This window comes from Paenibacillus marinisediminis (assembly GCF_054343325.1).
The window spans coordinates 21,698-46,027 of record NZ_JBTGUH010000003.1; the positions used below are offsets into that span (position 1 = coordinate 21,698).

General features: G+C 49.1%; 21 protein-coding genes. 19 read left to right on the top strand and 2 right to left on the bottom strand.

The window, feature by feature from the left end; genetic code table 11:
• Window positions 1–139 precede the first annotated feature (139 nt).
• The 5 genes from ACXX53_RS09515 (at window position 140) to ACXX53_RS09535 (ending at window position 5,953) form a co-directional block, all read left to right on the top strand.
• Entirely contained in the window at window positions 140–409 is a 270-nt protein-coding gene (locus ACXX53_RS09515) for a post-transcriptional regulator (RefSeq protein WP_458568409.1), read from the top strand.
• A gap of 165 nt (window positions 410–574) precedes the next feature.
• Window positions 575–1,840 (top strand): protein translocase subunit SecD, encoded by a 1,266-nt coding sequence (gene secD, locus ACXX53_RS09520; RefSeq protein WP_458568410.1) that lies wholly within the window; start codon window positions 575–577, stop codon window positions 1,838–1,840.
• Window positions 1,830–2,738: a protein translocase subunit SecF gene (gene secF / locus ACXX53_RS09525; protein WP_458568411.1), complete on the top strand. Its 909-nt coding sequence runs from the start codon at window positions 1,830–1,832 to the stop codon at window positions 2,736–2,738. Before secD ends, secF begins: the two co-directional genes overlap by 11 nt.
• A 269-nt stretch (window positions 2,739–3,007) precedes the next feature.
• A complete protein-coding gene (gene recJ, locus ACXX53_RS09530; RefSeq protein WP_458568412.1) occupies window positions 3,008–5,359 on the top strand; it encodes a single-stranded-DNA-specific exonuclease RecJ in 2,352 nt (783 codons plus the stop codon).
• An 81-nt stretch (window positions 5,360–5,440) separates the two neighbouring features.
• Window positions 5,441–5,953, top strand: a complete 513-nt coding sequence (locus ACXX53_RS09535) for an adenine phosphoribosyltransferase (protein ID WP_458568413.1) — start codon at window positions 5,441–5,443, stop codon at window positions 5,951–5,953.
• Between the two features lie 54 nt (window positions 5,954–6,007).
• On the opposite strand, the gene uraA is transcribed toward ACXX53_RS09535, so the two are convergent.
• Complete coding sequence (gene uraA, locus ACXX53_RS09540; protein WP_458568414.1) at window positions 6,008–7,273, bottom strand: uracil permease; 1,266 nt, start codon at window positions 7,271–7,273, stop codon at window positions 6,008–6,010.
• 282 nt (window positions 7,274–7,555) lie between these two features.
• Between uraA and ACXX53_RS09545 the strand changes: the two genes are divergently transcribed.
• From ACXX53_RS09545 to ACXX53_RS09600, 12 genes are all read left to right on the top strand, one after another.
• Window positions 7,556–9,745, top strand: a complete 2,190-nt coding sequence (locus ACXX53_RS09545; RefSeq protein ID WP_458568415.1) for a RelA/SpoT family protein — start codon at window positions 7,556–7,558, stop codon at window positions 9,743–9,745.
• A gap of 62 nt (window positions 9,746–9,807) precedes the next feature.
• Complete coding sequence (gene dtd, locus ACXX53_RS09550) at window positions 9,808–10,254, top strand: D-aminoacyl-tRNA deacylase (protein ID WP_458568416.1); 447 nt, start codon at window positions 9,808–9,810, stop codon at window positions 10,252–10,254.
• A gap of 99 nt (window positions 10,255–10,353) precedes the next feature.
• Window positions 10,354–10,497, top strand: a complete 144-nt coding sequence (locus tag ACXX53_RS09555) for a hypothetical protein (RefSeq protein WP_458568417.1) — start codon at window positions 10,354–10,356, stop codon at window positions 10,495–10,497.
• A gap of 221 nt (window positions 10,498–10,718) precedes the next feature.
• Complete coding sequence (locus ACXX53_RS09560; protein ID WP_458568418.1) at window positions 10,719–12,320, top strand: coproporphyrinogen III oxidase; 1,602 nt, start codon at window positions 10,719–10,721, stop codon at window positions 12,318–12,320.
• A gap of 666 nt (window positions 12,321–12,986) precedes the next feature.
• On the top strand, window positions 12,987–14,234 hold the full coding sequence (hisS, locus tag ACXX53_RS09565) for a histidine--tRNA ligase (RefSeq protein WP_458568419.1): 1,248 nt from the start codon (window positions 12,987–12,989) through the stop codon (window positions 14,232–14,234).
• Window positions 14,235–14,271: 37 nt separating this feature from the next.
• A complete protein-coding gene (gene aspS / locus ACXX53_RS09570) occupies window positions 14,272–16,056 on the top strand; it encodes an aspartate--tRNA ligase (RefSeq protein WP_458568420.1) in 1,785 nt (594 codons plus the stop codon).
• A gap of 18 nt (window positions 16,057–16,074) precedes the next feature.
• Window positions 16,075–16,845: a tRNA threonylcarbamoyladenosine dehydratase gene (locus ACXX53_RS09575; RefSeq protein ID WP_458568421.1), complete on the top strand. Its 771-nt coding sequence runs from the start codon at window positions 16,075–16,077 to the stop codon at window positions 16,843–16,845.
• 169 nt (window positions 16,846–17,014) lie between these two features.
• Entirely contained in the window at window positions 17,015–18,334 is a 1,320-nt protein-coding gene (locus ACXX53_RS09580) for a replication-associated recombination protein A (RefSeq protein WP_458568422.1), read from the top strand.
• Between the two features lie 23 nt (window positions 18,335–18,357).
• Window positions 18,358–18,792: a fluoride efflux transporter CrcB gene (gene crcB, locus ACXX53_RS09585; RefSeq protein ID WP_458568423.1), complete on the top strand. Its 435-nt coding sequence runs from the start codon at window positions 18,358–18,360 to the stop codon at window positions 18,790–18,792.
• Window positions 18,792–19,154 (top strand): fluoride efflux transporter CrcB, encoded by a 363-nt coding sequence (gene crcB, locus ACXX53_RS09590; RefSeq protein ID WP_458568424.1) that lies wholly within the window; start codon window positions 18,792–18,794, stop codon window positions 19,152–19,154. The genes crcB (ACXX53_RS09585) and crcB (ACXX53_RS09590) overlap by 1 nt, the downstream gene beginning before the upstream one ends.
• A 157-nt stretch (window positions 19,155–19,311) precedes the next feature.
• Window positions 19,312–19,632, top strand: coding sequence for an ArsR/SmtB family transcription factor (locus tag ACXX53_RS09595; protein ID WP_458568425.1), 321 nt, complete (start codon window positions 19,312–19,314; stop codon window positions 19,630–19,632).
• Window positions 19,633–19,860: 228 nt separating this feature from the next.
• Window positions 19,861–21,186 carry a hemolysin family protein gene (locus tag ACXX53_RS09600; protein WP_458568426.1) on the top strand — a complete coding sequence of 442 codons (1,326 nt, stop codon included), beginning with the start codon at window positions 19,861–19,863 and terminating at the stop codon, window positions 21,184–21,186.
• 110 nt (window positions 21,187–21,296) lie between these two features.
• Here ACXX53_RS09600 and mnmA read toward each other — a convergent pair whose 3' ends face one another.
• Window positions 21,297–22,415 (bottom strand): tRNA 2-thiouridine(34) synthase MnmA, encoded by a 1,119-nt coding sequence (gene mnmA / locus ACXX53_RS09605; protein ID WP_458568427.1) that lies wholly within the window; start codon window positions 22,413–22,415, stop codon window positions 21,297–21,299.
• 199 nt (window positions 22,416–22,614) lie between these two features.
• Here mnmA and cymR point away from each other — a divergent pair, with 199 nt between their 5' ends.
• Both cymR and ACXX53_RS09615 read left to right on the top strand, forming a co-directional pair.
• Window positions 22,615–23,034 carry a cysteine metabolism transcriptional regulator CymR gene (cymR, locus tag ACXX53_RS09610; protein ID WP_458568428.1) on the top strand — a complete coding sequence of 140 codons (420 nt, stop codon included), beginning with the start codon at window positions 22,615–22,617 and terminating at the stop codon, window positions 23,032–23,034.
• A gap of 31 nt (window positions 23,035–23,065) precedes the next feature.
• Window positions 23,066–24,238 (top strand): cysteine desulfurase family protein, encoded by a 1,173-nt coding sequence (locus tag ACXX53_RS09615; protein ID WP_458568429.1) that lies wholly within the window; start codon window positions 23,066–23,068, stop codon window positions 24,236–24,238.
• Window positions 24,239–24,330 lie beyond the last annotated feature (92 nt).

Here is a 24,330-nt window from a genome sequence, read left to right on the forward strand (position 1 = left end):
GTTGTAGTCAACATCTCATTTCTTTCATACATATGCGGTTGTCCACATTCCATGCAGGACTTTTTTTGCTTGTACAAGGAGGAACACAGCCGTATAATAGCGAATATGACGACAGAGGCAATAGAAAGGAGGTCCTGACATGAGCGAACAGAATCAGGTTATTACAGAAAGGGACGCACCTATCTCGTCAGAGGATGTCACGTTGTTGTGCAAGAGTAAGGCGGAGGAATTCCAGATGCTTGGCTATGAATATGTATCTGCAGAGGATATATGGGCTTGCGTAAGCTCCAAGTATAAGAAAACCGGTCAACCGAATCTTCATCAAATTGTAAATGATATATTGTCGTTGAAGCCGACTCAATATATGAATTACATGACGATGGAAGCTTATCGCGGGTCTCCCTTATAGAAGGCGAGACTTTTTCTCTTTGTTTCGGGCATGATATTTGGAATATGGTGCTTGAAATGGATAACATAAAAAGTCAGTTATTCATAGGTTAAATTGACTCGAATTTTCTCGATAGATATAATAGGAATATTGGAATATTGACATAGGAAAGGGGAATGGGACGAAATGAAAAGAGTAATGGCTTTTCTGCTCATCGTTGTCGTATCTCTCGGCGTCATCGCATGGACAAGTCCGAAGATCATCAACAACATTCGTCTCGGTCTGGATCTGAAAGGCGGCTTCGAGATATTGTATCAAGCCTCTCCACTCGAAGAAGGCGGGCAAGTTACGCCAGATGCGTTGACACAGACTGCAAAGAGCTTAGAGAAACGAATTAATGCAACAGGTACGAGCGAACCGGAAATTACGACAGAAGGAACGGATCGCATCCGCGTCAAGATCGCTGATGTTCAAGACGAGGAAGCATTGCGTGAGAAGTTAAAGGAACCTTCTGTACTTACATTCCGCAGCTCCGATGGTTGTGAGAAAGCTGATGATTACTGCAAAGTAGAATTACAGGGTACGGACTTTGTCGAGGGCGGCGCAAGTGTAGTATACAACCAATTGCAGCAGCCTGAAGTCGCGATCAAGCTTAAAGACGCTGATAAATTTGCTGAAATTACTAAACGTTTATCTGGTCTACAAGCAGAGGGACGCAATCATCTTGCGATCTATATGGACGAGGATTTAATCTCGGCACCAGCGGTAACGTTTGAGATTACCGGCGGTGAAGCAACGATAACTGGATCGCGTACTGTGGCGGAAGCCAACGAGCTGAAAGATCAGATTAATCTCGGCGCGCTGCCGCTCAAGCTGACAGAGAAATATTCACAGAGTGTATCCGCTACATTAGGACAATTATCGTTGAACCAAACGATCACTGCTGGATTAATCGGTACAGCGCTTATTCTGATCTTTATGATTGTGGTTTATCGTTTGCCAGGTATTATCGCGAGCTTCTCGCTCGTTCTATTTACATGGATTCTGCTGCTAGGATTCTGGGCAGCGCAGATCACACTGACATTGCCGGGTATTGCGGCCTTTATTCTCGGTCTCGGTATGGCGGTCGATGCCAACATCATCACATATGAACGCATCAAGGAAGAGCTTCGCAGCGGTAAATCGCTTCAATCCTCGCTCAAGGCTGGATCGAAGAACTCGTTCCGCACGATTATGGATGCGAATGTAACGACTATGATTGCAGGTGTTGTCATGTATGTGCTTGGTGAAAGCCAAGTAAAGGGCTTTGCCCTGATCCTGATGATGACTGTAATCGTAAGTATTTTTACAAATGTATTCTTGTCTCGTCGCTTCCTTCACCTGTTGGTTGATAAGAACAAGCTGAAGCCGGAATACTTCGGTGTGAAGGAGAGTGAAATACGTGCGCTTTAAAGGTAATTTCAATTTCGTACATGCAAGCAAGTATTTCTTCATCTTTTCCATTGTAGTGACGATTTTAGGCGTCACTACACTTGCCATCTTCGGTTTGAACTATGGTGTTGACTTCAGTGCAGGAACGAACGTCGATATCACGATGAAGCAGCAAGTATCCAAACAGCAAGTTGAAGAAATATTGAAGAACTATGATTTGTCCAAGCCTCCGATCATTACGGAAGGCAGTGAACGGATGACAATCCGATTTACGGATGTGCTGACCAATGAGATGGAACACCAACTGAAGGCTGATATCGAGAAGATCTCGCCTGGAGCTTCCTTCGAATCGAATACAGTTGACGTGGAAATGGCACGTGAGCTGCAGAGAAATGCATTGTGGTCGGTTCTTATTGCTTCAATCGGGATTATCATTTATGTAAGTATTCGATTTGAATGGCGTTTTGCGATCTCTGCGGTTATCGCATTGCTGCACGATGCATTCATGGTCATCAGCGTGTTCTCGATCTTCCGTCTGGAGGTTAATCTTCCGTTCATTATTGCCATACTGACCATCATCGGTTACTCGATCAACGATACGATCGTTATCTTTGACCGTATCCGTGAGAACATGCGCTTTTCGAAGCTTCGCAATTACGATGATCTGGCACATCTTGTGAACGGCAGTATATACCAAACATTGACACGCTCGATTTATACCGTATTGACTGTGTTAGTAGCAGCATTATGCCTGTTCATATTCGGCAGCGAATCGATTCGGATGTTCTCGCTTGCCATCTTAATCGGTCTCGCATTCGGTGCGTATTCTTCGATCTTTATCGCGAGCCCGCTGTGGGCTGTGTTGAAGAACAAACAGCTTATTAAGCAAAAAGCAGGTAAGAAAGTGCAGAAGGCTTAACAGAAGCGTGTTCTTACACTTCTTCTAAACTAACGGAATTTCTATTACTGATAAATGAGATGAAGTAGTAATGGTCATCTCAAACCAAGACCGCGTCGCTGTCGACGCGGTCTTGGCATTTCGATATTCTCTTTCATGGATGGAATGACTATAATACTATCGTGTTAGATTTTGTAAATATCAACGTTGATCATTGACGCGGCTGCAAGTCTGGTATAGCATTATTTTTTTATTAACGATATCAAAAGTAACGATTAAAGGAGAACACTATGCTTCAAGCACGTACCCGCTGGCGCTGCGCAGAAGTATCCGAAGCACATGCTCAGCAGCTTGCCCAGGAAACCGGCACATCCCCGCTGCTCGCCAAGCTGCTGCTCGTTCGCGGCATCGAGAATGCCGAACACGCGCGTCATTTCTTGTATGATTCATTGGACCAGATGCTGGATCCCTTCGATCTCGCTGGAATGACTGAAGCTGTTGCGAGAATCCGGAAGGCGCTGCAGACGGAAGAACGATTATGGATATATGGAGACTACGATGCGGATGGTGTGTCCAGCACATCGCTTATGATCTATCTCATGCGGCAGCTGGGTGCCAACTTTGACTATTATATTCCCCACCGTGCCTTAGAGGGCTACGGGTTAAACCATGCGGCAATCGATCGTGCGAAAGCGGATGGCGTTACACTGATCATTACCGTGGACACGGGCATCAGCGCAGTTGATCAGATTGCGTATGCTAAGCAGTTGGGCATTGATGTAGTCGTGACGGACCATCATGAACCGCCGGACGTGTTGCCAGAGGCGTTCGCATTAGTTAATCCTAAGCTTCCTTATTGCACTTATAGCTTTAAAGGATTAGCCGGTGTAGGTGTTGCGTTTAAGCTTGCTCATGCGCTGCTTGGTCAAGTGCCGGAACATTTGCTGGAGCTGGCGGCGATCGGTACCGTAGCTGACCTTATGCCGCTGACGTCCGAGAATCGCATTATCGTGAGCGAGGCGTTAAAGCGGATGCGGAAGTCACAGTATCCAGGGATCAAGGCGCTGCTGCAGGTTAGCGGTGTAGATATGGGTCAAGTGACTTCAACGAATATTGCTTTCTCGATGGCTCCGCGCATTAACGCCAGCGGTCGATTGGATCATGCGGATACAGCGGTTCAACTGCTGACGACCGATGATGAAGGTGCTGCTCTAGCCTGCGCTGAAGAACTGGACCGCTTGAACAAGGAACGGCAGAAGATCGTCGAGCTTATCGTGAAAGAAGCGGAAGAGCTCATTGCGGACAAGCTTGACGAGAACGGGAAGCCGCCTCATGTTATCGTTCTAGCGAAGGCGGGCTGGAATGTTGGCGTTATCGGCATCGTAGCATCGAAGATCGTGGAACGATATTATCGACCGACATTTATATTAGGTATCGATGAAGAGACCGGCTTGTGCAAGGGCTCTGCACGCTCAATCGAGGGACTAGATCTGTATGAAGCAATGACAGAGTGCTCGGAACTGTTCGATCATTACGGCGGGCATTCCGCAGCTGCAGGAATGACGATTGCAGCCGATCGGCTGGATGATCTTGAACGAGCGTTGAATCAAATTGCGCATCGAGAGCTGTCGCAAGATCATTTGATACCAAGCACAGAGGTTGACGTTGAATGCACTCTGCAGGATATTCCGCTGAAGGTTATTGATGAGCTTAGCAAACTTGAGCCGTTCGGAATGGGCAATTCCAGTCCGAGAGTCATCATTCGTGACGTCATTGTGGATGAGAAACGAACGATGGGGAAAGAAAATCAGCATTTGAAGTTGAGTTTGACACAAGAGCGTGCTACATTGGATGCGGTGGCTTTTAATAAGGGCATGTTGGCCGATCGAATCGCGTCAGCAGCTGTCGCTGATGTACTTGGTGAGCTGCAGGTGAATGAATGGAACGGGAGACGGAAGCCGCAAATGATGCTGCAGGATATACGCATCCGCGCGTTTCAAGTGCTGGATCGCCGCGGCGCGAGTGAACCTACAGCGAAGGCTGTTGAGTTAGCGCGCAAGCTGAATGGAGATCGTCCGAACGAAGCAGTGTGGGTAGCTTCACGCACGAATGCTGGAGTATTTGCAGCTGAACCTTACGTGAAAGTCAATGAAGACAGCCTAGATGAATGTGAGCCGATGATGTCCGTTCGAGATGTCATTCTGACGGAGGCGCCAAACGATCTGGAAGCAGTGAAGTGGTTGCAGAGCATGTATCCGCAGATGGAACGTCTTCATCTCATTCTGCCTCGCGAGCTGCATAATGGACGATTAAGTCAACCGGATCGTAAGCGAATCATTCCGGCATATGCGGAAATGAAGAAGCTTCGTTCGTGGACAGATGATGAGCTGTCACCGCGGGCACTATCTGTGAGGATCGGCTTCAGCCTAAGAGAAACGGAGCTGCTGCTGCGGATGTTCGAGGACCTGAACTTCATGACAGTGAGTACAGAGGGTTCCGTTCACACGTATCAGATGGTTGAATCACCGCAGAAGACTTCACTCGATGCTTCGCCTACATTCCAACAGTGGCAGGAAGCAAGTGAATGGGAAGCTTGCTGGTACAGCGCTGACGCTCTAGACATTGCTAAAATGTTTAATTAAGTCCATCCTAATATTTGATGGCAGTATAAACCCATTGCAATCATGATAAGTTCATGGTCATTTTTTGAGGAGGATACAAGCATGGATTTCAAATCTCACATTCGGGTCATTCCTGACTTCCCGCAACCAGGCATCAGTTTCAAGGATATAACGACTCTCCTTAAGGATGGAGAGGCATACCGGGAAGCGATTAAGGCGATGCATCAGCTCGTTATTGATAAAGAAATCGATCTTATCGCAGGTCCAGAGGCGCGCGGCTTCGTAGTAGGCGCTCCGCTCGCACTCTCAGTAGGCTGCGGCTTCGTGCCAATTCGCAAGAGCGGCAAGCTGCCTGGCAAGACGATTGAAGAAGCTTATGATCTGGAGTACGGCAAGGATCGATTGGCTATGCATGCTGATGCGATTCAGCCTGGACAACGCGTATTAATTGCGGATGATCTTCTCGCAACAGGCGGTACGATCTCAACATCGGTTAAGCTGATCCAGCAATTAGGCGGGGTAGTCGTCGGTGCTGCATTCCTGATCGAGTTGGAAGATCTGAACGGTCGTGACAAGCTGAACGGCATTGACGTGTTCTCCTTGATGAAATATTAAGTTTTATACTAAAAACGGTATGCCTGCTGTGAGCGGACATACCGTTTTTAATAATTATTCGCCGTTGCTAAGTTTAAGCTTGTCAATAATCATGAAGAACACGTTCAGTACGATGGCCAGCACGGTTGCCAATGCCATACCTTTCAGCTCTACTGCGCCAAATGTTAGCTTAGCTCCACTGATACCGATGACGATAACAAGTGTCGTCATCAGCATGTTCTTCGGTTTACCAAAATCTACCTTCGAATCAACGAGAATGCGCAAGCCAGAAGCCGCGATTATACCGAACAGGAGCAAAGATACGCCGCCCATTACCGGTGTTGGAATGTTTGCGATCAACGCGGATACATCTCCAAAGAATGCCATAATAATAGCAATGATAGCTGCACCGCCTATTACATAAACGGAGTATACGCGAGTCAGTGCCATAACGCCGATGTTCTCACCATAAGTCGTGTTCGGAGTGGAACCGACAAAGCCGGAAATGATGGTCGAGATACCGTTGCCGAGCAAGGAACGGTGAAGGCCTGGATCTTTGGACAGATCTCTGCCAACGATGTTGCTCGTTACCATCAAGTGACCGATATGCTCAACGACTACAACCAATGCTGCTGGAAGAATGATGACAATGGAGTTTATATTAAATGTTGGCCATGTGACTGTCGGCATTTTGAAAAGCGGAGCTTCAGCCAAGATAGCACCAACATCAACAACACCCATCATTACAGCTGCGACATAACCTGTAATAATACCGATCAGGATCGGAATAATCTTAAAGAAACCGCGGAACATGACGTTTCCGATTACGGTTACGGACAATGTGATCAGCGCAAGCTTGATGCTGGTGCTGTCGTAAACGCCATTTTTATCTGGAAAGAAACCAGACATATTAGCCGCAACAGGTACAAGCTCAAGACCGATAACGGCAACGATCGCACCCATAGCAGCCGGAGGGAACAATACGTCCAGCCAACGAGTACCGACCCACTTGACAATTAATGCGACTAAGATGAATACAATACCAGAAGCAATGAAGCCGCCGAGAGCTTCGCTGTAGTTATCTGCAGATCCAGCTAATACAACAGTTACTGGTGAGATAAAGGCAAAGCTTGAGCCTAAGTATGCGGGAATGAGCCCGCGGCATAAGATGAGGTAGAACAATGTACCCAAGCCGTTCATTAAGAGAACAATACCTGGATCGACACCGAATAAATTCGGCACGAGCACTGTTGAGCCAAACATGGCAAACAGGTGCTGGAGGCTGAGAAGCGTGCCAGGAATCAGCGGCGGCTTTTCAAGCACTTGAATTTCGCGTTGCATTTAGGGTGCACTCCTTTGAATTGTATCTTGTCGAACCTAACTATATAATTTACAACCATTAGCCTATTTTGCACAACCCTTTTTTTTATTTCACGTCAGATAAAATAACATACGTCCTATTTTTTGACACATTACGACATCGTTTTCGACAGATAGCGACATGGTTAAATTGAAAAACCTCGATTACCATTGACGAACGATGCGGTTCAAAGGCATAATTATAGGATAATCTGTAAACAGGGACGAGAAACGACCCGATAGAAAGGAATCGAGACTAGTCCAATGGGAATCGAACAATTAATTACGAAAGCTTCAGCATATATGAAAGAACCGGATCTGGCGCGCATACGTGAAGCTTACGAGTTCGCGGAGAGAGCCCATTCGGGACAAGTGAGAAAGTCTGGTGAACCTTATATTCTGCATCCGCTCGCGGTGGCGGATATCGTCGTAAGTATGCAAATGGACCCAACGTCCGTCGTTGCAGCTTTGCTTCATGATGTGGTTGAGGACACTTCTGTTTCGCTTGAAGAAATTGATAAGCGATTCGGCGAGACATGCGCGATGCTGGTTGACGGTCTTACGAAATTGGAACGAATCCAATTCCGATCGAAGGAAGAACAGCAGAACGAGAATTACCGCAAGATGTTTGTAGCGATGGCGAACGATATTCGCGTGATCGTTATTAAGCTTGCGGATAGATTGCATAACATGCGGACATTAAAATATCAGTCCGAAGAGAGCCAGCGGCGGATCGCTTATGAAACGCTGGAGATCTTCTGTCCCATTGCCCATCGCTTAGGTATATCGGCGATTAAGTGGGAGATGGAGGACATTGCGCTTCGTTACTTGAACCCGCAGCAGTATTACCGTATTGCTAATCTGATGCATAAGAAGCGGGCTGAACGCGAGATGTTCATCACGGATGTCATCGCGCGGATCAAGGAGAAGCTGGACGAGATGGGGATTGTAGCTGATCTGTCCGGTCGCCCGAAGCATATTTACAGCGTATATAACAAGATGACGAACAAGAACAAGCAGTTCAATGAGATCTATGATCTGCTCGCTATTCGCATCATCGTTGACAATATTAAAGATTGCTACGCCACATTGGGCATCATTCATACGTTATGGAAGCCAATGCCTGGTCGATTCAAGGATTACATTGCGATGCCGAAGGCGAATATGTATCAATCCTTGCATACGACGGTTATCGGGCCGACTGGCGAACCTACGGAAGTGCAAATTCGCACATGGGAAATGCACGGTACTGCTGAATACGGTATCGCCGCCCATTGGGCCTATAAGGAAGGCAATACGAACCTGGTAGGCGGAAGCTTCGAAGAGAAGATGACGTTTCTGCGTGAGATCTTGGATCTGCAGCAGGAAACGAAGGATGCGAGCGAGTTCGTGGAATCGCTGAAGATGGACTTCTTCTCTGACCTGGTGTTTGTCTTTACTCCGAAAGGAGAAGTTATTGAGCTTCCGGCAGGCTCGGTGCCGCTTGATTTTGCCTATCGCATTCATACAGAGGTCGGCAATCGCACGATAGGCGCGAAGGTGAACGGGCGGATCGTGCCGCTCGATCATAAGCTGAAAACAGGCGATATCGTTGAGATTCTCACTTCCAAGCATTCCTACGGACCGAGTGCGGACTGGGTAAAGATCGCGCAATCTTCTCATGCCAGATCGAAGATTAGACAGTGGTTCAAGAAAGAGAAGCGCGAGGAGAACGTTCAAAAGGGTCGAGAGATGATTGAACGGGAGCTGAAGCGGCTGGCGCTTGATTCGCAGCAGTGGATGACAGACGATAAACTGCTGGAAGTGTGCCGCAAATTCAACTTCAATGATGTTGAGGATATGATGTCTGCCATCGGCTTCGGCGGCTTGACGGCAGCACAGGTGTGCACGCGGCTGACGGAGAAGCTTCGCAAGGAAGCGGAGGAAGAGAAGCTTCTTGAGCTGACAAACGAAGTGAAGGAAGTTAAGAAGGATAAAGACCAAGACCGCAAGAAGCGTCCGACGAACGGTGTGCGCGTCAAAGGGATCGACAATCTGCTCGTACGGTTTGCACGCTGTTGCAACCCGGTTCCAGGCGATGATATTGTTGGATATGTCACGCGCGGCCGCGGGGTATCGGTGCATCGTTCCGATTGCTTGAATCTGCGCAACGAGCTGGAAGCAAGTGAAGCAGAACGTATCATCGAGGTGGAATGGGGAGACTCGATTGAAGCTAATTATAGCGTCGATATTGAGATTACCGGAATGGACCGCAGGGGCTTCCTCAATGAAGTGCTGCAGGTCGTATCGGAGAGCAAGACGAATATTGCTGCGGTATCCGGTCGCTCGGATAAGAATAAGCTCGCTTTGATCCACATGACCGTACTTATCCGCAATACGGAGCATCTGCATGCTGTCGTAGAGAAGATTAAGCGTGTAAAAGACGTATATACGGTTCAGCGCATTATGCAATAATTATAAGGCTGCAGGCTGCCTCTACATAGAGACGGCCTGTTGTTGCATGAGGAGGACTACTGATGAAAGTGGTATTACAACGATCCAAAGCTGCGCGAGTTGTAGTTGACGGCAGCACAGTGGGCGCGATTGACAAGGGCTTGATGCTTCTCGTAGGGGTTACGCATGAAGACACAGAGCAGGATCTGATATGGCTTGCTGACAAGGTGGCAGGACTGCGCATATTTGAAGACGAGGAAGAGAAGATGAATCTCTCGGTTCAGGATATCGGCGGACAGATCCTGTCCGTATCCCAATTTACACTGTATGCGGATTGCCGCAAAGGCAAGCGTCCAAGCTTTGTCGGAGCGGCACGGCCAGAAATGGCTGAACGTCTGTATGAACAGTTTAACGACAGACTGAGAAGTCACGGCTTGCAGGTTGAAACTGGCGTATTCGGCGCAATGATGGATGTAGAGTTTACGAATTGGGGACCAGTCACGATTATTCTTGACAGCCACAATCGTTGATTACGGGATTCATATTGGTGGGCTAAGCGTATGACGCAGCACATTTGAGCATAATAGGGGCATCAGTTTTTCATTTTACATGGTGAAAGTGGTGTCTGTATGCGTCAGTCATTGCAGCAGCTTGCGATTCAATATGGACGATATGATCTTCAGCAATCCGTCAGAGAATCGCTTCATCAGCATCGAAACGATTGCCCTGAGGAACATCAAGCTAGACGTGATCAGCCCGGGCAGCGCAAATAAACACGCAATGTTAGGGCTGAGGATCACTCCTTCGGCTCTTTTGCGATGTTTCTACCTGTGTGAACACATGGAACATATTTAGGAGAAGCGATTGCTTTAAATTTAAATTGTAGTTATTATTTTCTGTAGCGTTTGTTTATTGTAAAGTACCTCTTTTCGCGGCTGCTTCTTGGCGTGAGCGCTGCGACAGAGGTTTTTTGTTCATTATGGAGGAACCGCATATGCGTATACGTTTAACAGCAAGCGACGCAGCATTTGAACGCTCGCTTGTTCATATTGTCCAGCTGTACGTAGAACAGCCGGAAGTTGTATATATTGTTGATGATGGTGAAATGGCTCCTGATCCTGGCTATGATGCTGAGATTCGTTTAAGTGTTCGTGATGAGGCGGGTGTACTGACCGAGGGTCAAGAAACGACGGCTGAGCATCGGTTGCTGGCACAAGGGACCTTGATCTTGCATCATGAGGGCAGAGAAGATGAAACGTACCGAATGGAGCATGTTCGAGTCGTGCCATCAGGGTCTTCTTATGAAGCCTACCGCAAGCAGGTGAAGAACAGTCTCTGTCAGGCACTGCTGCGCGTGCTCACCGATTGGACTAACATTGAGCAGCCATGGGGGATCTTGACGGGTATTCGTCCGACTAAGCTGATGCATGACGCGAGACGACGCGGACTCTCGAGCGAAGAAGCGAAGCGCATGCTGAAGGAAGACTATATGGTCACGGACGATAAGATTGCGCTTATGGAGCGCATCGTTCGTCGGCAGCTGACTGCGCTGCCAGATCTCGATCAGCTTCATAAGGAGCTGAGCATCTATATCGGTATTCCATTTTGCCCAACCAAATGTGCGTACTGTACGTTTCCTGCGTATGATATCAACGGTCGTCAAGGCACGGTTGAATCGTTCCTGGGAGGCCTGCACTACGAGATGCGTGAAACAGGCAAGCTGCTGAAGGAGCTGGGAGTTCGCGTCACGACGATCTACTTCGGCGGCGGCACACCGACCAGCATCACGGCAGAAGAGATGGATATGCTGTATGAAGAGATGGTGACGTCCTTCCCGCATGTGGAGCAGGTTCGAGAGATTACGGTAGAAGCGGGCCGACCAGATACGATTACTCCCGATAAATTAGATGTGCTCAAGAAGTGGAATATTGACCGGATCAGCATCAACCCGCAGTCGTATATCCAAGAAACGTTGGAGTTAATTGGACGCGATCATTCGGTTGAGGAGACGATTGAGAAGTATAAGCTGGCTCGTGAAATGGGCATGAACAACATCAATATGGATCTGATCATTGGCCTTCCAGGAGAAGGCTTGCCAGAATTCGAGCATTCCCTGCGTGAAACAGAGACGCTGATGCCGGAATCGCTGACGGTGCACACTCTTTCCTTCAAGCGGGCTTCAGAGATGACTCGTCATAGAGGAGAGGCGAAGTATAAGGTCGCTGATCGTGAAGAAATCTCACGGATGATGACAGCTGCGAGCGAGTGGGCGGATGGGCACGGCTATAACCCTTATTACTTGTACCGTCAGAAAAATATTTTAGGCAATTTGGAGAATGTAGGCTATTCGCTTCCTGAGGCTGAGAGCTTGTACAACATCTTGATTATCGAAGAGATTCATACGATACTTGGCCTCGGCTGCGGCGCATCCTCCAAATGGGTCCATCCTGAAACAGGTGTCATTACGCGCTTTGCGAACCCGAAAGAACCAAAGGTGTACAATGACAATTACGTAGAGGTAACGCGTAAGAAGCTGGATATGCTGCGGGAGCTGTACGGGCAGGAGCAGGGGTTAGAATTGGAGTGTTCAAAATAAAACGTTTTCACAAATGTAATATTCCTGTAATCTTCGTTTCATGTTCCTTTAATAAACCAATCCTATAATAAGTGACATGACCCCCTTTTAAGAATATATACTTATTGACGACCTACATCTTGCGATGTAGGTTATTTTCTTTGTGTGAACGGTACTTGACTTTAGAGTATTCCATCATTACAATGTTTGTTATATCTTCACATATCCGATTTGATGACGGGAAGAAGTAAGTTAATGGCTTACATGCAGAGATAGGTTCCTTAGGCTGGAAGAACCTATGTAAGTATTATCTGAATGACACCCCCGAGAACCGGCGGCGAAACAGCAGGCATATAGGCCTGATTCTGCGGTAGCCGTTAGGCGTAGAGCGTACGTTACACGCTTTGAAGCGAAGAACGCGAAGCATAGCCGAGTTGCTGATAAGCACAGTGCTGATGCATCCGAACTCTTCGGAACTTGGGTGGCACCACGGGTGAATGGAAACGACCAATCTCTCGTCCCTTGCGCAATTGCGCGGGACGGGAGATTTTTTGTTTATTAGCGCTGTTTTCGCAGGCGGCAGCCTGTGAGTTAGACGCGAATTCGCGATGAGTATGACAAGAGTTTGACACTGGTTCTGTATCAGACTAGTTTTTGCATGGCAATAGAGGTTAGGAGGGAATTACCATGGCATATCAAAAACCTACAGGCACGCAGGATTTCTTGCCGGGCGCGGTGGAAACATGGCAGATGGTAGAGGGAAAAGCGCGCGATCTGTGCCGCAGATACAACTACAAAGAAATCCGTACGCCGATCTTTGAATCGACTGAGCTGTTTGAGCGCGGAGTGGGTGAAACGACGGATATCGTCGAGAAGGAAATGTACACGTTCAAAGATAAGGGCGACCGCAGCATGACGCTGCGTCCAGAGAACACAGCCGGCGTTGTTCGCTCTTATGTGGAGAATAAGCTGTACGGAGAACCCGACTTGACGAAGCTCTACTATATCGGACCTATGTTCCGATATGAGCGCCCGCAGGCAGGCCGCTACCGTCAATTCCATCAATTTGGCATTGAGGCGTTCGGCTCCGCAGATCCAAGTCTGGATGCGGAAGTGATCGCGCTTGGCTATCAGTTTATGAAGGAAGTTGGGTTAACCGGAGTAACGGTTGAGATCAACTCCGTTGGCAACGCGCCTAGCCGCGCGGCTTACCGCCAGACGCTGATCGACTTCCTGACACCGATGAAGGAAACGCTGTGCAAGGACTGTCAATCGCGCATGGAGCGCAATCCACTGCGTGTGCTTGATTGCAAGGTTGACCAAGCGAAGTTCGCTGACGCGCCTTCAATCATCGATAGTCTGGATGAGGAGTGCTCGACTCATTTCAAGAAGGTGCAGGAGCACCTCAGCGCGATGAACGTGGATTATGCGATCAATCACCGCCTTGTGCGCGGTCTGGATTATTATACGCATACCGCGTTCGAGTACAAAGCGCAGGGGATCGGCGCCATCGATACGGTTGGCGGCGGCGGACGCTACAACGGGCTTGTCGCGGATATCGGCGGTCCAGAGGAGCCGGGCATCGGCTTCGGCATCGGACTGGAGCGCATCGCTCTGCTGCTAGACAAGCAGGGAGTAGGCGGCAACCATGTACCGCCGCTTGATGTGTACATGATCGCGCTGGGCGAACGAGCAGAAGCGAAGATGACCGCGCTCTTGAATGAACTGCGCGTAGCAGGTATTGCGGCTGAGAAGGACTATCAGGGCCGCAAGATGAAGGCACAGATGAAATCAGCCGATCGCATGCAGGCGCGCTTTGCGGCTATTCTCGGTGACGACGAGCTGGATCGCGGCGAGATCGCGCTGAAAGAGCTGGCCACAGGTGAACAGCGCATCGTGAAGTTAGATGAATTGGCGGCAGCCATTCACGGATAGATAACAATATATTACTTGAAATGGGGAGTACCATATGATGCACAAAACACATCATTGCGGAAGTTTGACGAAAGCCAACATTGGCGAAACTGTAACATTAAACGGTTGGGTGCAGCGTCGCCGCGACCTTGGCGGCGTATTGTTCATCGACCTGCGCGACCGCAGCGGTCTGATGCAAATTGTATTCAATCCGGAATTTTCAGCAGAAGCTCATGCGATCGGCGACCGTGCCCGCAATGAATTCGTTATCGCTGTTAGTGGTAAAGTTGTAGAACGCGATGCGGAAACTGTAAACAAGAATATGCCAACTGGTGAGATCGAAGTTCGCGTAACGGAAATCGAAATACTGAACCAAGCGAAGAACCCTCCGTTTTTCATCGAAGACGGTATTGAGATCGATGAGACACTTCGTCTTAAGTATCGTTACTTGGACCTTCGCCGTCCAGAAATGCAGAAGACGCTCTGGATGCGTTCCAAAGCGGCTAAAGTGTTCCGCGACTACTTGGATGAAAATGAGTTCATCGAGGTGGAAACGCCAATCCTGACGTTGAGCACGCCGGAAGGCGCTCGCGACTACTTGGTGCCAAGCCGTGTGCACCCAGGCGAATTCTATGCATTGCCGCAATCACCGCAGATCTTCAAGCAATTGCTGATGGTTTCCGGTCTGGAGCGCTACTATCAGATGGCACGCTGCTTCCGTGACGAAGACCTTCGCGCAGACCGTCAACCGGAATTCACACAATTCGACATCGAGACTTCCTTCTTGTCCCAAGATCAATTGCTGGGCATGATGGAGCAGCTTATGGTGCGCTTGTTCAAAGAGATCAAAAACATAGATGTGCCTACACCGTTCCAACGCATCACGTATCAAGATGCAATGGACAAGTACGGTTCCGACAAGCCGGACCTGCGCTTCGGCCTAGAGCTGGTAGACGTATGCGATATCGTAGCGAATTCAGGAGTTAAAGTATTCGCTTCCGTTATTGAAAAAGGTGGAGTCGTTAAAGTATTGAACGCGAAAGGCTGCGGCACTTGGAGCCGCAAAGAGATCGATGATCTTGCTCCATTTGCGGCACGCTATGGCGCTAAAGGCCTTGCTTGGGTTCAAGTGAAAGACGGCGAATTCAAAGGCCCTATCGTGAAGTTCTTCAGCGAAGAAGAAATCGCTGCGTTGCGTGAACGTCTAGGCGCTGAAGACGGGGACTTGCTCTTGTTCTCCGCAGATATGAAGAAAGTCGTATACGATGTTCTTGGCAACCTGCGTCTGCTCGTAGGACGTCGCCTGAACCTGATCGACGACAGCAAGTATAAATTCGCATGGGTCGTAGACTTCCCATTGCTCGGCTATGATGAAGAAGCGAAGCGTTATGTAGCGGAGCACCATCCGTTCACTCGTCCGAAGGACGAAGATCTGCACTACTTCGACACAGATCCAGGTCAGATCCGCGCACAAGCGTACGACTTGACGCTGAACGGCTACGAAGTAGGCGGCGGCTCGATGCGTATCTACAAACGCGAAGTACAAGAGAAGATGTTCAACGCTCTTGGCTTCTCGCCTGAAGAAGCACAAGAGAAGTTCGGCTTCCTGATGAACGCATTCGAATACGGCACGCCTCCACATGGCGGTATCGCATTCGGCTTCGACCGTCTTGTGATGCTGCTTGCAGGCAGCACGAACCTGCGTGAAACGATCGCATTCCCTAAGACGGCCAGCGCGACTGACCTGATGATGGATGCGCCGAACGTAGTTGATGATGGTCAGCTCGACATGCTGCACATCAAGACGAAGGTGAAAGAGAAGAAAGAAGCATCAAAGGAATAGAAGCAGGAGGTAGCCTTTATGCTGCACCAATTTTCCCGTACGGAGCTGGCTATCGGTCCTGAAGGGCTTGAGATGATGAAGCGCAGCACCGTTGCGGTGCTTGGAATCGGCGGTGTCGGTTCGATCGCTGCCGAGGCGCTGGCGCGTACCGGGGTCGGACGCATCATCTTAATCGATAAGGATGTCGTAGACATCACAAATGTGAACCGCCAGATTCATGCCTTGACGACGACAGTAGGCCAGTTGAAAGCAGACTTAATGCGGGATCGCATTAAGCTGATCAACCCGGAATGCGATGCAATCGCCCTCAATATGTTCTATACAGAAGAGACGTATGAGCAGCTGTTCCAGTACGATCTGGACTATGTCGTAGACGCTTCCGATACGGTGTCGTACAAGATTCATCTGATTAAGGAATGTCTGAAGCGCAAGATTCCGCTCATCTCGAGCATGGGAGCTGCGAACAAGATGGACCCTACACGGTTCCAGGTAGCGGACATTTCTAAGACAACAGTTGACCCGATCGCGCGCGTCATTCGCCAGAAGCTGCGCAAGGAAGGCATCCGCAAGGGTGTCAAGGTCGTATTCTCGACGGAAGAGCCGATGAAGCCGCGCATGGATGTGACGGAGAAGATCGTTCCTGAGGACGCTCCGGATCGCCGCAAGGTGAAGCAGCCGCCAGCGAGCAACGCGTTTGTACCGCCGGTAGCCGGTCTGATCATGGTCAGTGTAGTCGTAAAGGATATGCTGAAGCGATTGGATCAAGAGAAGGAACAATCAGATCAGTAAGTGTATTTGAAGCAGTCGCTCCCTTCATGAGGGAGCGGCTTTTTCTGTGACATTTACAGGAACGTGTGTTCTCGTGTGTTATGCAAGAGGCTCGTCTTATGGTAAAATGATGAAGTATAATACAGCCGCAATCTATAGAGCGGCGAGATAGAAGCGTGGTGAAACATCGGTGGATTTATTTTCCTATCAAGAAGAACATCAGCCCGGCATGCGGTTGTTGGCCGACAGAATCCGGCCCAGAACATTGGATGAGTATGTGGGACAGGAACATATAGTGGGACAAGGACGGCTGCTTCGCCGGGCCATCGAGGCGGATCGCGTGTCATCGATATTATTGTACGGTCCTCCCGGCTGCGGCAAGACAACGCTTGCGAATGTGATTGCAGAGCGCACGCAGGGCGAATTTATTCGATTGAATGCGGTTGACGCTTCCGTTAAAGATGTACGAGCTGTCATCGAGCAGGCGGAATCCCGCAAATCCTTATACGGGCAGAAGACAATTCTGTTCCTGGATGAGGTGCATCGCTTCAATCGCTCACAGCAGGATGCACTGCTTCCTGCCGTTGAGAAAGGGACGATTATCTTTATCGGAGCGACCACGGAGAACCCGTTTCATCATGTAAACGGAGCTTTAATCAGTCGTTCTACTCTGTTTCAATTGAAGGCATTAACAGCGGAAGATTGCATAACCGCCATGAGGCATGCGATGGAGGATAAGGAACGCGGCTTAGGCTTCATGCCGCTGAAGGTAGATGAGGATGCCATCCGTCATATAGCTGAGATGGCTAACGGAGATATCAGACGCGCATTGAATGCGCTCGAGTTGGCAGCGATGACGACGACGCCGGAGCAGGACGGCACCGTGCATGTCACCTTAGAAGAGGCGGAGGAATCCGTGCGCCGGCCGACGGTGCGCGCTGACGAGTCTACACAGTACGACGTATTGAGCGCGTTCCATAAGAGCATACGGGGTTCAAGCGATGCTGCGCTTTTCTGGTTCCTGTACGCTGTCGAGAAGCTCGGAATGGATCCAATGACCTTTATTCGCCGATTGACGGTGGCTTGCAGCGAAGACATCGGACTAGCGAATCCGCAAGCGATGGTGCAGGCGGTTAGTGCGTTGGAAGCCTATCATAGAATCGGCTGGCCGGAGTCCCAATATATTGTCGCGCAGGCTATTCTGTTCGCGGTTGAGAGTCCGAAGTCGAACTCGATTCCGATGGCGCTGCAGCGGGCTATGCAGGCGATCGAGGAGATCCGCTCGGCTGAGGTACCTCTTCATTTGTGCGATACACATTATAAAGGAGCGGATAAGCTCGGACATAAAGGGTATCAGTATCCGCATGATTACCCAGGTCATTATGTCAGTCAGCAGTACTTGCCTGACGCGATCAAGAATCGGGTATTTTTCATGGCAAGCGACCAGGGGACTGAATCAAAGATGAAGGTGAATCAGGAAATAAGACGCAAGCTGGATCACAGCAGTTGATGATGGAAAGAGGGCGCACTACAATGAACAGCTTCTTGAATCCCCGCTCCTCGCTTGCTGTCGCGCTTGGCGGCGTAATTGGCGCGAATATCCGTTATGGCATCAGCTTACTGCTGCCATTTCAGCCGCAGAGCGCATTTCCAACCGCTACATTCGCCGTGAATATCGTGGGCGCGTGCTTTCTTGGCTGGCTGACGGCATGGCTGGCTAAACGTCAGGGCTTATCGCCGTTATGGAAGCTGACCTTCGGCACTGGGCTGGCCGGTGCGTTGACGACCTTCTCTACCTTCTCGTTGGAGACGGTCACGCTTCTGACGGAAGGCAGATGGGAAATGGCGCTGCTCTATCAAGTGCTAAGCATAGCCTGTGGCGTGTCGGCAGCATGGTTAGGCTATACATTAGGAACACGCAGTAGGGCAAGCAGCAGGCCATTAGACGAGGCGAGGGGGGATCGCTGATGAATTGGCTGCTTGTCAGCTTGGGAGGCGCAGCAGGAGCTTGGCTTCGATTCTATGTGAGCGGGAGACTTGCGCAGACCTCCAAGCGATACCCATGGGCGACATGGATCATTAACGTATGCGGTTCCTTGCTGCTCGGGCTGTTGGCGGGTATGCGGTATACAATGCCTGCAAGTGTGTACTTACTGCTTGGAGTAGGCTTTTGCGGAGCTTTCACGACCTTCTCTACATTTACAGTTGAGACGCTGCAGCTATTGCAAGCAAGGCGGTTTAGAGCGGCAGCACTATATATGCTGTCTTCTGCCGTTGTTTGCTTGCTGTGTGCCGCTATAGGACTTCAATTGTCATTCATTTTACAATAAGGATAATCGTGTCGATACGCTAAGCCAACGCCTACACCAATGCCTACTTTATAAGTCATCGTAGGTTGATGTTTATTTTGCGGCGCGTTGTCACATCCTACAACCATGAATCATCCTCCACATATGTGGTTATGTTCAGTATAAGGAGTCGGATGTTATGGATGTATTGGAAAGCAAAGAATGGGGAGCAGACGTGCTAGAGCAAGTGTCTCAAACCTTTAAGGCTTTGGGTGATCCCACGCGAATTCGGATTCTGACGCTTCTAGCTCGCGATGAATGTGCTGTTAATCAGATTGCGGACGCTTTGCAGCTATCGCAGTCTGCCGTATCACATCAATTAAAGACGCTGCGTGCATATCGGTTTGTACGCTACCGTCGAGAAGGTCAGAACATCTTGTATTCCTGCGATGATGCCCATATCATCGGGTTGTTGAATGAAGCGGTTCGACATGCTCTGGAAGAATCGCAAAATAAATAACGGCACAAAGGATTAGCTATGTGGTGATAGGACTGCGTATGCAGCGAATATACATAGTGGCAATCCCTTCTGTATGGAGGTGCTGCCTGCCGGTGACAACAAGAGATAGCAGCTTGTAAGTTTGACGTTAGGTGCAAAAGGTTTATAATGATATGTATTGGTTTATATATCTTATTATATGGGGAGGTGTACCTATCCGTGTAAATGGGAGGCGGATAGGGAATTAATTTGGATAGTGACCCGTTACCGATTATTTGGGGATTGTTGTTTGTTGTATTGCTTGTATTTATGAATGGTTTTTTTGTAGCTGCAGAATTTGCGATGGTAAAAGTACGCGGAAGCCGCATCGATGCCTTAGTAATGGACGGCAACAAGAGAGCTAAGTTCGCACGCAACATGACGAACAACTTGGACGCCTATTTATCGGCGTGTCAGTTAGGTATTACGTTAGCCTCACTCGGCTTGGGCTGGATCGGGGAACAGACGATCGCCGAGCTCCTTCATGATCCTCTCGCTGCATTAGGAGCGGGAGAAGCACTTATTACGACTATTTCTACTGCAATTGCATTTATTTTCATTACGATCATGCATATTGTGCTTGGCGAATTGGCGCCTAAAACATTAGCAATCCGCAAGGCGGAGCAGATCACACTGTGGACTGCGATTCCGCTGACGGCATTCTATAAGCTGATGTTTCCGTTCATCTGGCTGCTTAACGGATCTGCCAATTCACTGCTGCGTTTGCTCAAAGTACAGCCTGCTGGTGAAAATGATGCCCACACAGAAGAAGAGATTCGTATCTTAGTGAAGGAGAGCCATGAGAGCGGCCTAATCGATAACACGGAACTGACATTGATGGACAACATATTTGAATTCTCAGACACACATGCCCGTGAAATTATGATACCTCGTACTGAAATGGTATGTATCTATACGACAGATTCGTTCGAACAGAATCGCGAGACTGCGTATAGCGAGATGCATACTCGTTATCCGGTGTGCGACCCTGATAAGGATAACATTATTGGCTTCGTGCACATTAAAGACTTAGTTAAAGCTGCAGACGATGTAGCCGATATTCGAGAATTGATTCGTCCGATCCTAAGCGTGCCTGAATCGATGGCCATCAGCGCATTGCTGAAGCTGCTGCAGAAGAATAAGATGCAGATCGCTCTGCTTATTGATGAATACGGCGGTACAGCCGGTTTGGTCACGTTAGAGGATATCATGGAAGAGATTGTCGGCGAGATTCAGGATGAGTTCGATGAAGAGCTTCCTGCCGTTATGAAACGTGAAGAGAATGTATTTTCTATTGATGGCAAAATGCTGATTGAAGAAGTGAATGCTTACTTCGGAATGGATATCGATTCGGAGGATTTCGATACGATAGGCGGATGGATGTATTCACAAGTCGAGCTGCCGCCGAAGAAAGGGCAGCGAATTGCGTATAATCAGGAATTTGAATTCATCGTGGAAGATACGTACCATTTGCGGATCACTCGACTGATTGTAAAGAGAATGAAGAGTAGTACTGTGATTGAAGAAGCTTCCTGAACTCATACTTCCAATAATCAAACTGAATTATATACTGCATAAAATAGAGGCTGTAGGATTGGCGATGAGCTAATCCTGCAGCCTCTTTTGGTGGTTATATTAGCTGTGCTCTAAGGCAGTACAATAGGCTCCAGCTTGTTGATCTTATTGATCGTGCCGCCGCCCAGACATACCTCGTCTTGGTAGAATACGACCGCTTGTCCAGGCGTAATCGCGCGCTGCGGCTTATCGAACTCCACTTGGACTGTGCCGTCCGGCAGCTTCGATAAGGTAACGCCTTGATCAGGCTGGCGGTACCGGAACTTCGCGCTGCAGCGGATAGGTCCTTCTGGCATATCGCCTGCAATCCAATTGATGCCAACAGCCTCAAGGCTGACCGAATACAGGCATGGATGATCGTCACCTTGGACGACGTACAACGTGTTCGTCTTCAAGTCCTTATCGACGACGAACCAAGGCTGACCGTTGCCAGAGCCGCCAATGCCTAAGCCTTGACGTTGCCCTAATGTATAATACATCAGACCGTCATGCTTCCCTTTTATCTCGCCTGTTCGGATATCCACCATATTGCCAGGCTGCGCAGGAAGGTACTGGCTGAGGAACTGCTTGAAGTTGCGCTCTCCGATAAAGCATACTCCAGTGCTGTCTTTCTTCTTCGCAGTTGCAAGTCCCGCCTCCTCAGCAATACGTCGCACTTCCGGCTTCGGCAGGTGTCCGATTGGGAACATCGCGCGAGACAACTGCTCCTGATTCAACGCATTCAAGAAATACGTCTGATCTTTATTGCTGTCAACTCCACGCAGCAGCTTGAACTTGCCATCCTCTTCGATTACACGAGCATAGTGTCCAGTTGCGACATACTCGGCTCCAAGATCGAGCGCCGTGCGGAGAAACTCCCCGAACTTGATCTCGCGATTGCACATCACATCGGGATTGGGAGTCCGGCCGTTCCGATATTCTTCTAGGAAATATTCAAAAACTTTCTCGAAATATTGCTTCTCAAAGTTGACTGTATAATAAGGAATACCTATATGTTCACAGACGCGTCGCACATCTTCGGCGTCATCTTCAGCAGTACAATGTCCGAACTCATCGGTATCATCCCAGTTCTTCATGAAGATGCCGATGACATCATATCCTTGCTGCTTCAAGAGCAGCGCTGTGACGGACGAATCGACACCGCCGGACATGCCGACGACTACGCGTGTCTGTTCTGGTGGTTTATTCATGTGAGTCACCGTCAATCCTTTCTTCGATAATATTCGTATTGTAACATACGTTGTACAGATTCAGAAATAATACGTGTAAAAGAGGGCGTTCAGGAATAAACGTGGACGAAATTGCACATAACGGGTGTATATATGATAGGATATACTTGGTGGCATATAGGAATACCATGAATTTTATTAACATTATTGAGGTGTGTTTATGAAGATATCCACAAAAGGTCGCTATGGTCTAACCATCATGATGGAGCTCGCGCGCAGTTTCGGAGATGGTCCGACTTCGCTGAAAAGCATCGCGGACAAGAACCAGTTATCAGAGCATTACTTGGAGCAGCTGATTGCCCCGTTGCGCAACGCCGGACTTGTGAAGAGCATTCGCGGCGCATATGGCGGTTACATACTTGCTCAAGACCCTGAGCATGTAAGCGCGGGCGAGATCATTCGCGTATTGGAAGGTCCGATCTCTCCTGTCGACTTTACAGAAGAAGATGACCCTGCTAAACGCAACTTGTGGATGCGAATACGGGACAGCATTGCTGAGGTGCTTGATTCAACGACATTAGCTGATCTGATCCAATATAAAGATGAAGGCGATCAAGACAGTTATATGTTCTATATTTAACATCTTTATCGTGTAGAATCGAGGAATACGAATGAATCGCATATATATGGACCACGCCGCTACAACACCGCTGCATCCGGCAGTGCGCGAAGCGATGGCCTCAAGCCTAGATGTGTATGGAAACCCTTCCAGCGTACATGGAGCGGGGAGAGATGCCAAGGCAGTCGTGCGTCAGGCGAGAGACAGTATTGCTATGAGGCTGGGGTGTTCGCCGAATGAGCTAGTCTTTACGAGCGGAGGCAGCGAAAGCGATAATGCGGCAATCTTCGGCGTGCTCTGGTCACGCTGGCTGAAGCTTCAAAGAGAAGGAATCAGCGATAAGAAACCGCATATGATCACGACTGCGATTGAGCACCATGCGGTGCTGCATGCTGCGCAGCAGGCGGAGCGATTAGGCTTTGAAGTTACTTATGTGCAGCCGGATCAGACAGGCTTCGTCCGACTAGAGGACATTGAAGCTGCCGTGAAGGCAGAAACATGCCTGATCAGCGTGATGTATGCGAACAATGAGGTAGGCACGATCCAACCGATTGAAGCTATCGGCCGCATGGCGCGGGAACGCGGCATCCTCATGCACACTGATGCGGTGCAGGCGCTAGGGATAGAGCCTCTTCATTTGAACGAGCTGCCTATCGATTTCGCCAGCTTCTCTGCGCATAAAGTGAACGGTCCGAAAGGGATCGGCGCTATGTATTGCAAGCATGGGGCGGAGTGGGAACCCTTCATCTACGGGGGCAGTCAAGAACGCAAACGGCGAGCCGGTACGGAAAATATTGTCGGTATCGCTGGCTTTGGCGCAGCTGCAGCACAGGCCTATGAATCACTTGACGCGCGGCTAACTACCATTAGAGAGGTTCGTGCCGCGCTCTGGAACGGGTTGAAGTCGCTGCTTGGCGATCGCGTCGTGCTGAACGGCGATGAAGATCACAGCGTGCCGCATATTTTGAACGTTAGTATACTAGATGTGCCAACTGAAACGATGCTCATGAATCTGGACATGCTCGGTATTCAAGTATCCAGCGGCTCGGCTTGTACATCGGGTTCACTAGAAGTATCTCATGTTCTTCAAGCGATGAAGCTTTCTGCTGAACGGACGAGCACCGCTGTTCGATTCAGTCTCGGAATGGGCAATACTAAGGAACAAGCTGAAGCAGTTGTGAAACATATAGAAACCATTGTTTCGCGTGTGCGTACAAGAAATTAGCTGGATAACATCTTGTTCGGACAGACGCAAGGAATGGGACACATACTTCGCTTCGCAGCAAATTCGCGGCATATCTGATGAATGGAAGAGAC